The sequence below is a fragment of the Nonlabens ulvanivorans genome, from assembly GCF_032922765.1.
Taxonomy (GTDB): domain Bacteria; phylum Bacteroidota; class Bacteroidia; order Flavobacteriales; family Flavobacteriaceae; genus Nonlabens; species Nonlabens ulvanivorans.
Genome location: NZ_CP136694.1, coordinates 820,493 through 833,006 on the forward strand (window position 1 = coordinate 820,493; position 12,514 = coordinate 833,006).

A 12,514-nucleotide genomic window follows, 5' to 3' on the forward strand; every position below is an offset into this window, starting at 1 on the left:
TTCACCTACTTTATTTTGATAGAGTAATGACGAATTCTGTTCCCAATCCAAGTTCAGAATTAACGGTAATCATACCGTTTAATTTTTTGACTAACTTTTGAACTGTGCTCAAGCCTATTCCATTACCACGTTTACCATTACGATCTGGCTGATTAAGAGTTTGAAACATTTTAAAAATCTCATCCTTTTTGTCGTCTGCGATACCTATACCATTGTCTGAAACTTTAATAATATAGTACTCTTCCTTATCAATAATATCTGTTTTAACTTCAATGGTCTTCTTATCATTATACTTTAATGCATTACCAATTAGGTTAATTAAAATTTGCTCCAGAGCACTTTTATTGATTTGTAATTCAATATTGTCCTCTGGTAAAATATAATCGATATCATCTGGTATAGCAAGAATCTCGTGTATATGCTCTAATAATGTATAAGCATCAAACGTTTCTTTTTCTTCCACGAGTAACGACTCACTTTCATAGTGTGCTAGTATTTGAGTTACATAATCAGATAAACCAAAGGCAGCATCTTTTATATAATTCAAATAATTTTTCCCAGCCTCATCTATATTACTGCCATATTTTTTTGCAACGATGTCAGTCGTTAATACCATATTTGCGAGTGGCATTTTCATATCATGAGATACAGTATGGGCAAAACTCTTCAACATCTCATTATTCTCTTCAAGAATAGCGGTCTGTTTTAATAATTCAGTATTTTTTTTATGTAATTCTAATTGTCTTTTTGCTAGATCTGCTACCATTAATAGAGAAGCTCTTTCTTCTTCAGTTAATTTATGAGGTTTATTATCTAAAACACAGAGAGTACCCAGTGGTAGGCCTTGTTCACTTTCTAGTTTAACACCTGCATAAAAAATTAAAGGATCTGGCGCGTTCACAAAAGGATGATCTTTAAACTCTTCTAACTTACGAGCATCTTCAATTAAGTAAATATCCTCTTCAGAATTAATTGCATGACTACAAAATGATAATTCTCGAGTGCTAGATTTAAGTTCTAAACCTCTTTGGGACTTAAACCATACCTCATCTTTATCAACAATACTTATTAGAGATCTAGGAATTGAAGTAAGACGACATACTAATTCTGTCAAATCATCAAATACTTTTTCTCGCTCCTTAGAAATACCGTAGTCTTTCAAGACCTTAAGTCGTTGATTTTCATTTTGGTGTGCTATCGCGTTCATTCATTTCTTGGTTAACGACGGCAAAGGTAAACGAAACGTTTACTGTTTATACTATATTCCTACAAATCATTAAAGACTCCTACACCAAATAATGCAAAATCATACTTAACAGGATCGTTAGGATCTAGTTTGCGCAGGTAATTATCTAATTCAGCAACGGCTTTACCGTCATTTTGCTTTCTTTTAAGCATTTTCAATTTGCGAGCAATATTACCGGTATGAACATCTAGCGGTAGAGAAAGTGCACTCATTGGGATTTGATCCCATATTCCAAAATCTACACCGGCATTATCCTGACGTACCATCCATCTTAAAAACATATTTATACGCTTTGCACTGCTATTTTTCAAAGGATCACTAACATGTTTCTGTGTCCGTGGTAAGTGTTCAATTTCAAAGAATATTTCTTTAAATTTAGTGATAGCATGTTGAAGATGATTTTTTTCTAAATACGCTTTCGCGAAAGCGTTTTCTAAACCATCATATTCTAGTTCTATATTTCTTAATGATCGTATAAAAGTCTTACAGTCCTCACTATTAAAGGTGCGATGCACAAACCCATCAAACCGATTTAAGTCATCAGGTTCATGATTTATTATAAAATCTGCAGGAGCGTGATCCATTAATTCCATCAATTTATTGGAATTATTAATAATAGACTTGCGATTTCCCCACGAGATTGTTGCAACTAGAAAACCTGCAATTTCAATGTCTTTTTTACTTGTAAAAAGATGTGGTATTTGAATAGGATCGTGTGGTATAAAGTCTGGAACATTGTACTGTTCCACTTTTGCATCTAGATATTCTTTGAGCTGTGCTCTATTCATTTGTTAAAAATCTACCATCCTGCATGACTAACTTTCTATCTGCAAGGTTTGCTAGTTCATCGTTATGCGTTACGATAACAAAAGTTTGGTTCAACTCTGATCGCAGTTTAAATATTAATTCGTGTAAATCATTTGCTGTATTACTGTCTAGATTTCCTGTAGGCTCATCTGCATAAATAACTTTAGGATTATTAATTAAGGCTCTAGCAACAGCTACTCTTTGTTGTTCACCACCACTTAAAGTGCCCGGTTTATGGTCGAAACGATCAGAGAGTTTTAAGTAATCTAGTAATTCTTTGGCCCTTTTAATGGCTGCATCTTTAGGTGTTTTCTTAATAAAGGCTGGCAGACACACATTTTCTAAAGCACTGAATTCAGGTAATAACTGATGAAATTGAAATATAAATCCCAAAGATTCATTACGGAAACGACTCAACATTTTTGAATTTAACCTGGTAACATCTGTACCGTCTATTGTTAACGAGGTATTTGTATGAAGATCTGGACGTTCTAAAGTGCCTAGTATGTGCAATAATGTTGTTTTACCTGCACCAGAACTACCTACAACGCTAACAATCTCGCCGGTGTTAATTGTAAGATCTACATCTTTAAGTACTTGTAAATCACCAAAGCTTTTATATATATGTCGTGCTTGTATCATGTAAGACAAATGTAGCGAGTTTTAAGCTTTAAACCACTTTCTTGCAGCATTCACATCTAAAAAATAGGTGATGCGCAAGGACAGATTGTGTCGTACTGGTTCCATAAAAAGATTGTCCAGACTTTCTTCAAATTGGATTGCTCCTTGATTATCAAAATTAGAAATAGAATTACGATACAATAAAGAAGCTTCACTACCTGGTGCAAAACGCCATCTATATGATAAATCTAGATTCCACACATTAAAATTAGCATCTGGATTAAAATCCTCTTCAAGCTCATAATCACTATTTTCCAAAGAACCGTCTGATAGCAGTTCTTTAAAATCACGGCTAAAGGTGGCTCGAGACCAAAAGTTTCTAAATGAAATACTTAAGGCCTGTCGATTATTAAAATTATATGTCCCAGTTAATCTATTCTCAACACTATGAGTGTCTCGTTCACTGAGTATAGAAGTGGTATCATCATCAGTTAAAGTGACATAGCTCATTCTGTCATTATTCTTATCCCAGTTTAAACTATAGATAAGTAAGAATTGATCAGAAAAACGATAGCGTGGTGCGATTCTAAAATCATAATTATGCTCTTTCTCATTGAGTCTTTTAAATCGACCAGCTCTTATGTCAATTGCAAATTTTTTGCGATAATCACTAGAGATAAAACCGCCTGTAAAAATTCCTTGTCCATATTTAACGACTAAGTCTTCTATTCTAGATTCAAACTGATCCTTGCGGTCTGTGTAATAATTAAAATCTGCTCCAAACGCAAAACGTTCTTTAGTAATAAAAAACGGATTTAAATTTATTTCAGAACCCGTATGAAATCCAGGCGATGCTGCACGTCTATGTCTAGTGCGTAGACTAATTTCATATCTATTAAAAATACCTTTTTGAGTTAACTGCACATAATCCAAATCTGCTGCAAACGTGTGAAAATTAGTTTGAAAGTTTCTTCCTAGATCATTTGGGTTATAATTGCGATCTCTAAAGAAGTGTCCTAATCGAGGACGCCATTTACCGCTGGTTTTTCTCCAATTTGCTTCAGTGGCAAAACCTGTTTCTGTCCCGTCTGGTGTAAAGCGATTGGTCATTTTAACCTCTGCACTTATATTATCAGTCGCGGCCTTATTGTTATGATTAAGAACAATGGCATTTGAATTTGCATCTGTAAAAGAGCCATTGCGCAAGGTACTAGCATTAACTAGGGCGATAGAAGAGTTGTTTCCATATTGCTGGTCTAGTACTAACATATTATAATTAGTTAGCGGTTCTGTCTCTACCTCGCGTCTTGTGCCGTCGACTCTATTTTGTATGGTTGCATTTGTCTTTTCTGTAATAGCATTAAGAATTCCTATTCCTAGACCTTTCTCTGTACGACCTGTAACTTTAATAGCGTTTAATAATTGAGCGTTTCTAGGATTATTGATGATATCTTCATCATCGAGAACTTCTAGATTTCTAGATCCGCTAGGTCGTTGTCCTATACGTCTAGAGAAAAACAAATCACCTTTTCTAAAAAGGTCTGTTCCTTCAGTAAAGAAGGCTCTATTCTCATTAAAAGTTTGTTCAAATGGGCCCAGATTAAGTACTACCTGATCAAAAGCCACCTGTCCAAAGTCTGGAATTAAGGTGGCATCTAATGTAAAGGCATCACTAATACCGTATTTTAAATCCATACCAGCATTAAAGCTAGTAGATTCTATATCGTCAAAACGATCATGTATGACAGATACATATGGATATAGATTTAATCGCAGTGGCGGATCTATATTTTCTATTCCCGTTAATAAGGCATCATATTGTGTATCAGTACCGGTAGTAACATCTATATAATTATAAGTATATTCTTCATTAAGTGATTTAATAACACGCAATATTTGAAAACTCCAGTCTTGCACATCTTGTTCTGGAAAACGTAAGGTTCTATATGGAATCTTCATTTCAACATACCAGCCGCGTTCATCAAAGGAGACCTCAGATAAGAAAACTACATTATAACTAAAATCTTGACTATTACCTTCGGCTATGGCATCTCCTAGAGCATTTGCACTAGTGGCATAAAAACGAGTTTGATTAATCTGGTTGTTATAAGTATTAATAAAAAAGCCAAATAGATCTGCTTGCTCAAATACTTGATCACGTTGAGAGAACTGCCTTAAAACAGATTCAGGATTTTCGTCATACATATAACCGGCTACATAAATAGCGGCATCATCATAGGCTACTTTGAATTCTGTTCTGTGTGTGTCCCTTTCGGCGTCACCATTATTAGGTTGCGCCATTATAAAATTACCACCAGTAGTAACTCGATCCCATATTTTATCAAAAGGTTTACCGTCTATTTTGGGTGGTGTGGATATACGAGTAGCTCGGTAAACTTTTCTCGCGATATTGGTTGTGTCTTGTAATGTTGTAGTCGTATTCGCTTTCGCGAAAGCGTAACTAAAAAATAACAATGTGAAAACAATAATTCTGAGCATGACTTTTTATGAATTTCCAAAGCTAAAAGCTAAAAACTATAGATTCATTAAACCCATGTTAATTTAACATATGATTTACAATCTGTAAATTAACTTGCTTAAAAAGCAATCATGGATATAGCAATTCTAGCAGGTGGATGTTTCTGGTGTACAGAAGCCGTATTTCAAAGAGTTAAAGGAGTAGAGCAAGTAAAGTCTGGTTTCTGCGGTGGACATATTAAAAACCCAGCTTATAGAGAAGTCGTAACCCAACGTACCGGTCATGCCGAAGCTGTTAAAATAACCTATGATCCTGAAATTATCAGTTATAAAGAGCTATTGATGGTGTTTATGGCAACTCATGATCCTACCACGCTTAATAGACAAGGACACGATGTAGGAACACATTATCGTAGTGCCATTTTATACTTGAGCGATTTACAGCATGAAATCGCAGTGGATTATATTAATGAACTCACTGATCAAGGTGTTTTTGAAAATGCGATTGTTACAGAAGTAGCACCAGCGACGCCTTTTTATGATGCAGACGATATACATGACGACTACTATAATAACAATCGTTTACAAGGTTACTGCCAGTATGTAATAGATCCTAAAGTGCGTAAATTAATGACGCAGTTTGCAGATCTTGCCAAGTAATTAAGACTCTACATCAATCACTTGTTTAGGGTCTTCTTTTTTAATGACATACGTATATATCCACGTAATTGTAAACGTAGGGATGATGTCTAGTCCTGGGACTAATTCTTCAATAGTTGTAATGATACCAGCTGTCACACCCGTTTTACCTGGATAAAGCTTTGTCATTAAATAACCAGCAACTGGTGCCCAACCTATATCGGTAAACTCTCCTATACCAGGAATGATATAGGAAGCCATACCGACTAAGTCAAAGATGATTCCGAAAATAAGTTTAGAGCGTTTTGATTCAAACATGTAATTATAATTTAACTACTTAAAGGTAGTCAAATAACGTTCCAAAAATAAATCTAGTGTAGTTTTGATGTGATCAGTTTTAAGAACTCGTTGCGAGTTTCTACTTTTTCAAACTGTCCACGGAAACCGCTGGTTGTAGTTACGCTATTTTGTTTCTGCACGCCACGCATCATCATACACATATGTGACGCTTCAATTACAACCGCGACACCTTGAGGTTGTAAGGTGTTATGAATGCATTCTAATATATCGTGTGTAAGTCGTTCTTGTACTTGCAGTCTGCGTGCAAATACATCTACGATACGAGGAATTTTAGAGAGACCTACGATATGACCGTTAGGGATATAAGCGATATGCGCTTTTCCAAAGAAAGGTAACATATGGTGTTCACATAAAGAATAAAGTTCTATGTCTTTTATGATTACCATGTCATTGTAATCTTCAGCAAACATGGCACCTTTTAAAATCTCTGCTGGATCTTTATCATAACCAGATGTTAAGAATTGCATAGCTTTTGCTGCACGTTCTGGAGTTTTAATTAAACCTTCACGTTCAACGTCTTCACCTATGTTTTGTATTACTCCTTTATATTGATTTTTAATATCTTCAGTTACTTCGATATTGTACTCTTCAAAAACTCTGTAGGGCATTATTTAATATTTTTAGTAAAGTTACGTCATATTTGTTTAAGTAAATCAATATTTTGTTAAACATTACATTTGATATCTTCATTTTTTTGAGCTCATTAATAGAACGAAAAACATTGAAATATAGGGTAGTGGAGTAGCGTCTGTAAAAAGTGATAAAAAAGCTTTTAATTTTTTAAATAAAATAGATACAGAGGTTGTAAATTATATATATATTTGCAACCGCTTAGAAATTAAGCGGGATTAGGTCGCGTAGCTCAGCTGGATAGAGCATCTGCCTTCTAAGCAGACGGTCACAGGTTCGAATCCTGTCGCGATCACAAGTTCACAAAGGTATTGTGAGAATATTTTGAAAATCCTGATCAATTTATTGATCAGGATTTTTTAGTTTCAATAGGTCTTTGTGAAATTAAATTATAGTATATAATAGTTCAACTAAAATAGCCTTAATAGTATGATAATTATACTGTTAAGGCTATTTTGTTGTTTATGTGTTCTAATACATGGTATTAGGATTTGCAGCGGTTTTAGGAACTTGTTGAATAGCGTCCCAGTGTTCACATATTTTACCTTCCTTATCAAATCTAAAAAAGTCCATAGTTACATACTGATCATTGTCGGGCCAGACTTGATGCGTGTGTAGGGCTACTAAATCATCTTGGGCAATGGCTCTTACAAACTCAATAGATTTTTCTGGATATTCTATTTTCATTCTTTCAAAATAATCAATAAATCCTGCTGTGCCGTCTGCTACATCTGGATTGTGCTGTATATACTCCTTACCGACATACCTTGCGATAGCTTCTTTAGGATTTCCTTCATAAGCCATTTTATAAAAAGCGATAGCATTATTTTTATTAAGTTCTAACGACATTATATTACAATTTAAGTCCAAATCTAGCTAACATTTTCTTTTCAAAAGCCCAAAAGAAATCAAATTGACCAAATAGCCATCCCATTACTACGAGTAGTATTTGATAGATAGGAAAGATGATAATAAGCCTTAATGGCCAGAAAAACCATCCAGACATAGATTCTCGATCAATACCTATGAGGTCTAGCAATGGAGCAGATAATCGAGCCGATGCTGATCCTGTAATTGCAAAAACAATAAAGATTGCAATCATTTCCCATCGATTTATGATATTCCATTTTTTAATAAGTTTTGGGAAAACCCACATACAAAACCTATAGAAGGCATAGGCTAATACTAGAGTGATACCATAAATAAACAAATATTCATAAATCACGTCTTCAAAAGTGGAAGGCATGATGCGAGAAGCTACAAAATAGCCACAAGCTAATAATCCTATGATACCTAAAATTGGAAAAATGAGTTGCCAGTTACGGGTAATATCCCAGTTATCTTTGAGTGTTTGCATAGTGCAAAAATACACTACCGCAACTTCTGTCCATATCGTTTTTCAAAGAAAAGAAAATAATTATACAGTAGATAATTGACTTCATAACCATAATCTACATTTCGATCATAGTCGATGCGCCAAACATATAGATCAGGATTATAGTTAATAGGATTGTTAACTCTTAAGTTGTATTCCCTAACTGAGAAGTTGTTGCGCAATTCAAGCGTACTTTGTGAATAGAAACCTCGTGGTGGTTGTGTGACCAGCCATGAATTAAATCCAGGTTCTATGATAATAATCTCATACTCTAGACTATCATTTGCGATACGCAAAGTGTCAGTTACTGATCCGGTAGCATTATTATTGTTCACAGCAGGCTGGTATGAGTTGCAGCTGATAATAATTGTGAGCAATGCTATAAATAAAAAGGTTGTTTTCATGTGGTAAAAGTACCTACACAAAAACAACCTTGCACGCCATAACTCGTCTATACTATATATGGATGAGTCTATGACCTGTTTCATTTAGTTAAGAATTATTTTCCAAATAAACCTCCTAGAAGTCCACCTAGTCCACCTTTTTTCTTGTCTCCACCTAGTACCATTCCCGCTACATCATCGATGATGCTACCATCACCATCTGCATCTAGAATTTGCTCGATGAAAGATTGATCATGCGTTCCAGATTGTCCAAGAACAGAACCTAGTAAATCACCGATACCATTTTGGTCTACGTTTGAAGTTTGTTTTTGCTTTCCTAAAACACCCATAAGGATAGGAGCAGCTATTTTGATAATTTGACTTACAGAATCCATATCCATACCACTAGACTTAGAAAGAGCACTCTCTACTTGTGGTTGCTTTGTACCAAGAACATGTCCTAAGATACCAGCACCATCATTTAAAAGATCATCTGGACTACCAGCACCATCACCAAAAAGACCACCTAGCATATCTAAAACACCACCGCTGTGACGTTGATCGCTCAATGCATTATTTAAAGAACTAGCACCTTCTGGTGTAGAAGCATTGCGTTGCATTGCACCTAATATTAAAGGCATTGCCTGAGAAAGTACGTTTGCAGTTTTATCTGCAGGTTGTCCTGTTTTCTGTGCAGCACCATTAATAAGAGTTTGTCCTATGTCTGATTGTAATAAGTCTAATATTGAAGCCATTGTTGTTTAATTAATTTAGGTTAATAATAGGTAAATTACGATATAATAAAATCTTTATACCTTTTTGGTAGGTCTATTTGATTTCGCTTTCGCGAAAGCGTAATTAAAAGCCGATGAAAAGTAAGTTTTTTATCGATAAAATGCTGAAATCATAATATTTTGATATTTGGTTTTAGTAAAGCGCTTATCGTATTCAAATCCAATTCTTTCGAATATTTAAAGAAATAGTTGAGTTGCCATTTTTGAGTTTTAATGGCTTGTGTGTTGGTGGTCTTATCCCAACTAGGATATACTCTGAAACCTCTTTTTCCATCTTTATAATCTGTTGAAAAGATTCCTTTTGCAATCAACACCGATTTAGGAAAAATAAATTGTCCATGTTGTTGATCTATTTTAACATGAACAATTAGATAGTCTATGATATCATCTTGATGATACGGTTCAATAGGACCCAACTCACTACGTTTCCATATGGTAACAAATTGGCCTGTTTTTGTTGGAGTAATTTTGGCCGTTCTAAAGGCAATATGCAGATCGTTTAATTTAAAGATACAAGCCTCATATTTTATGCTTTCACTATCAATTTGAAATGAGCTTAAATTAAAGCCTAGTTGGGTGTAAATTTTATCGTTGATATAAGCTAGATTAGTATTCATGTAATTTATAGATAAGCTTAAAAAGTTCTAATCACTGGTTTTATTAGGTTTTGAAAAAAGGTTTTTAATCATTGATACATTGGAAAATAGTGCGAAAAACCCAAAACTGGTTAGTAAGGCAATGCCTGCTATTGTGCCTAATGCTCCACCGTATCCACTAAAAACATCACCTTTATGAAGATATATCAAACTAAATAAGCATCCTGCTAGTATGAGTTGAAAATAATTCACGTTAGTTTTAGCAGATACCATACCTATAAAAGAAGTTCCTATAAAAACGAACGGTATATGTATCGTGAGATAGCTGTTTAAGATATTAGGGAAGAAGTAAAAAAATACGGCCACAATGAGAGATAATAATGCAGATGCTCTTACTGCGCCTTGCTTTAATGGTGTGCTTATAAAATACGTGAGTACACTACCTATAATTCCTGTCAATACTATAATTAAGTCATTCATGCTACCATCCAATTTAAAAAAGTGATGAATACGACACTTGCAAACGCTATGGTTCCTAATTTTCCGCCTATTCCTAAAAAGAGGTTTTTAGATAACATTAGAAATAGAGCCGCAAATATACCTGCACTAATAACATAGCCTAATGAAGGTATAACAAAAACACTAGACATGCCCACAAATGTACCACAGTAGATAGGTACAGGCAATTGCTTTAAATAATTCGACTTGCTATTGATTGTAGGTAAATAAGATACCGCTGTACCAATAAAACCAGCTGCAATGACCGGTCCTAACTTTAAATGAATACTAATAAGATAACATAACACAGCGCCTATGGGCACCCATATCACAACGATTAGTTTCTCGTATTCATAATCTTCATGATGTAAGTCTAGATATCGATAGCCAAAAAGTAGGAGTAAAGAAATACTAATGATACCAACTAACGCGATGAAATTACTGATTTCATATTTCTCTTTTATAATCCATGCTAGAAATAGGAGCTGCAATAGCATCACCATCATAATCATAAAAAATCTAATCGCTTTATGTCTCTTCATTAAAGAATTTTAATAATTCGACAAATATAAAGCGATTAGTAATAGATAAACACTTTAGCTAATAGTTAGAATAAAAGCCTGATGAATAAGTCAATTAACCAAGAAAAAATTATCATTGGAGTCGATCCTAAATAAAATAGATATATGGAATAATGAGAGTTTGGTTTCTTAATTCCTTTAAGGTGATGTGAATAATATCATATGTTTCACATTATAAAAAAAGAACATCTCATCAAAAAGGGTTAAAGCTATCCAGATGCGGTAATTTATAAACTTCGGTAATCGGGAAGCTTATATTTTTGGCTCGCCTTTAATCAATCTTACTGTAACTAGTACTCCTATTAATACAGCGATAATAAGACCAGTATAAGGACTTTGATTTGCTTCCCAGCTTAGATCATTAAAGTTCATTCGAGAGACATGAACGCCTATCAGAACAACCACTACGACTAGCAATACATATGCAAAATTCTTTTTCATGATCTTTATTTTTTCTCTTCTCGATTGAAGTATACTAGATAATAATACATCTGTTTTTCTTCATCCCAACCTTTTTCAAGATATTTTTCTGCACTTTCTGGATTGGTAAAGTCCATTTTAATCTGTACTTGAGTATCTAGATTAATAACACTTTTAATTCCTTTACGAGCAGCACTTACAGCGGTATTTGAAATAGGAAAATTAGATACATCTTCAATACTGTATTTAGGTCCTTTCTCAACCTTATAATTCTTAAACTCTGGTATCAATTCTGGATTGTCCAGTGTTTCATTTAAAAAAGTACTTTCTTCAAAATCATCATTCTTTGCAAAATAGTTCATAGAACGATTCATAAACATGACTTCTTCCTTTTTATCTTCGGCAGGTAGAACGACTTCTTTTGCAAAATCCTGGCAGAATTTTAAGTACTTCTTAGTAAAAAAGTTTTCATCTTCAAAGACATCCACACCTAGAAAACTTTCTAACCAGTATTTTGCATCATAGCGATTAGAATCTACAGATAGGATTTTATAACCGGTCTCTTCTTCAGTATTAAAGATAATAGCGCCTTTATCGAGTTTGTTTAAGTTAACACCTTGTTGCAATAGGATTCTTAAATCATCTTCGCCTTCTTCAAACTGCAAGAAATCTTGTTTCAACTCACTTTTAAAGATACCTATAGCGTCTACTTTATTATTGTCTAGCATGACGTTATCAAGATAACAAACGTATAACTCACCACTTCTTATATGTGGATGCACACTTTGCTCATATAACTGTTTTGCAATCTTTTTAGAATTATCTAATAGGGAAGCAGGCGTGTTAAAAATGGACTTTGCAAACGCATACAACTCGTGGAACTCTAGATCTTGCTCGTGCGTGAAGCTGTAATAGGTTTCTTCTTTTGAGCGAAAAGGCTTTAAGAAAAATTCTTTCAATAGGGCATGTAGCTCATCATCTAGTGGAGTGGTCGCAGCAGATGTTAAAAGTAACTCGCCTTTATTTTTATTACCTACACGGTGCAGTGCTAGTTGTTCAATACGTGTGTTGAAAAGGTTGATCATA

At 34.3% G+C, this 12,514-nt stretch carries 16 protein-coding genes and 1 tRNA gene; 2 read left to right on the forward strand and 15 right to left on the reverse strand.

Annotation, left to right across the window (positions count from 1 at the left end; translation table 11 throughout):
* Nucleotides 1-10: 10 nt before the first annotated feature.
* Genes R1T42_RS03730 through R1T42_RS03745 form a run of 4 tightly spaced genes read right to left on the reverse strand, consistent with a single transcriptional unit; the run spans nucleotide 11 to nucleotide 5,173 of the window.
* Nucleotides 11-1,207, reverse strand: a complete 1,197-nt coding sequence (locus R1T42_RS03730; protein ID WP_317291353.1) for a sensor histidine kinase — start codon at nucleotides 1,205-1,207, stop codon at nucleotides 11-13.
* 59 nt (nucleotides 1,208-1,266) lie between these two features.
* A complete protein-coding gene (locus R1T42_RS03735; RefSeq protein ID WP_317291354.1) occupies nucleotides 1,267-2,034 on the reverse strand; it encodes a TIGR02757 family protein in 768 nt (255 codons plus the stop codon).
* Nucleotides 2,027-2,695 (reverse strand): ABC transporter ATP-binding protein, encoded by a 669-nt coding sequence (locus R1T42_RS03740; protein WP_317291355.1) that lies wholly within the window; start codon nucleotides 2,693-2,695, stop codon nucleotides 2,027-2,029. The genes R1T42_RS03735 and R1T42_RS03740 overlap by 8 nt, the downstream gene beginning before the upstream one ends.
* A gap of 21 nt (nucleotides 2,696-2,716) precedes the next feature.
* Entirely contained in the window at nucleotides 2,717-5,173 is a 2,457-nt protein-coding gene (locus tag R1T42_RS03745; RefSeq protein WP_317291356.1) for a DUF5916 domain-containing protein, read from the reverse strand.
* Between the two features lie 111 nt (nucleotides 5,174-5,284).
* On the opposite strand from R1T42_RS03745, the gene msrA reads away from it, so the two are divergent.
* Complete coding sequence (gene msrA, locus R1T42_RS03750) at nucleotides 5,285-5,812, forward strand: peptide-methionine (S)-S-oxide reductase MsrA (RefSeq protein WP_317291357.1); 528 nt, start codon at nucleotides 5,285-5,287, stop codon at nucleotides 5,810-5,812.
* On the opposite strand, the gene R1T42_RS03755 is transcribed toward msrA, so the two are convergent.
* Both R1T42_RS03755 and folE read right to left on the reverse strand, forming a co-directional pair.
* Nucleotides 5,813-6,109, reverse strand: coding sequence for a hypothetical protein (locus R1T42_RS03755; RefSeq protein WP_317291358.1), 297 nt, complete (start codon nucleotides 6,107-6,109; stop codon nucleotides 5,813-5,815).
* Nucleotides 6,110-6,162: 53 nt separating this feature from the next.
* Nucleotides 6,163-6,759, reverse strand: a complete 597-nt coding sequence (folE, locus tag R1T42_RS03760) for a GTP cyclohydrolase I FolE (RefSeq protein WP_042290437.1) — start codon at nucleotides 6,757-6,759, stop codon at nucleotides 6,163-6,165.
* Nucleotides 6,760-7,002: 243 nt separating this feature from the next.
* On the opposite strand from folE, the gene R1T42_RS03765 reads away from it, so the two are divergent.
* A tRNA-Arg gene (locus tag R1T42_RS03765) sits at nucleotides 7,003-7,076 on the forward strand.
* Nucleotides 7,077-7,252: 176 nt separating this feature from the next.
* Here the strand turns inward: R1T42_RS03765 and R1T42_RS03770 are convergent.
* From R1T42_RS03770 to R1T42_RS03810, 9 genes are all read right to left on the reverse strand, one after another.
* Nucleotides 7,253-7,630, reverse strand: coding sequence for a nuclear transport factor 2 family protein (locus R1T42_RS03770; RefSeq protein ID WP_317291359.1), 378 nt, complete (start codon nucleotides 7,628-7,630; stop codon nucleotides 7,253-7,255).
* A 4-nt stretch (nucleotides 7,631-7,634) separates the two neighbouring features.
* Complete coding sequence (locus tag R1T42_RS03775; protein WP_317291360.1) at nucleotides 7,635-8,138, reverse strand: DUF6787 family protein; 504 nt, start codon at nucleotides 8,136-8,138, stop codon at nucleotides 7,635-7,637.
* 14 nt (nucleotides 8,139-8,152) lie between these two features.
* Complete coding sequence (locus R1T42_RS03780; RefSeq protein ID WP_052405146.1) at nucleotides 8,153-8,560, reverse strand: DUF6146 family protein; 408 nt, start codon at nucleotides 8,558-8,560, stop codon at nucleotides 8,153-8,155.
* A 95-nt stretch (nucleotides 8,561-8,655) separates the two neighbouring features.
* Nucleotides 8,656-9,294: a DUF937 domain-containing protein gene (locus R1T42_RS03785; protein ID WP_317291361.1), complete on the reverse strand. Its 639-nt coding sequence runs from the start codon at nucleotides 9,292-9,294 to the stop codon at nucleotides 8,656-8,658.
* A gap of 149 nt (nucleotides 9,295-9,443) precedes the next feature.
* Nucleotides 9,444-9,950 (reverse strand): MepB family protein, encoded by a 507-nt coding sequence (locus R1T42_RS03790; protein ID WP_317291362.1) that lies wholly within the window; start codon nucleotides 9,948-9,950, stop codon nucleotides 9,444-9,446.
* Between the two features lie 27 nt (nucleotides 9,951-9,977).
* Entirely contained in the window at nucleotides 9,978-10,409 is a 432-nt protein-coding gene (locus R1T42_RS03795; protein WP_317291363.1) for a hypothetical protein, read from the reverse strand.
* Entirely contained in the window at nucleotides 10,406-10,969 is a 564-nt protein-coding gene (locus R1T42_RS03800; RefSeq protein WP_317291364.1) for a hypothetical protein, read from the reverse strand. The genes R1T42_RS03795 and R1T42_RS03800 overlap by 4 nt, the downstream gene beginning before the upstream one ends.
* A 291-nt stretch (nucleotides 10,970-11,260) precedes the next feature.
* Nucleotides 11,261-11,449, reverse strand: a complete 189-nt coding sequence (locus R1T42_RS03805) for a hypothetical protein (protein WP_152556326.1) — start codon at nucleotides 11,447-11,449, stop codon at nucleotides 11,261-11,263.
* Between the two features lie 5 nt (nucleotides 11,450-11,454).
* Nucleotides 11,455-12,513 (reverse strand): nucleoid-associated protein, encoded by a 1,059-nt coding sequence (locus R1T42_RS03810; RefSeq protein ID WP_036579104.1) that lies wholly within the window; start codon nucleotides 12,511-12,513, stop codon nucleotides 11,455-11,457.
* Nucleotide 12,514 lies beyond the last annotated feature (1 nt).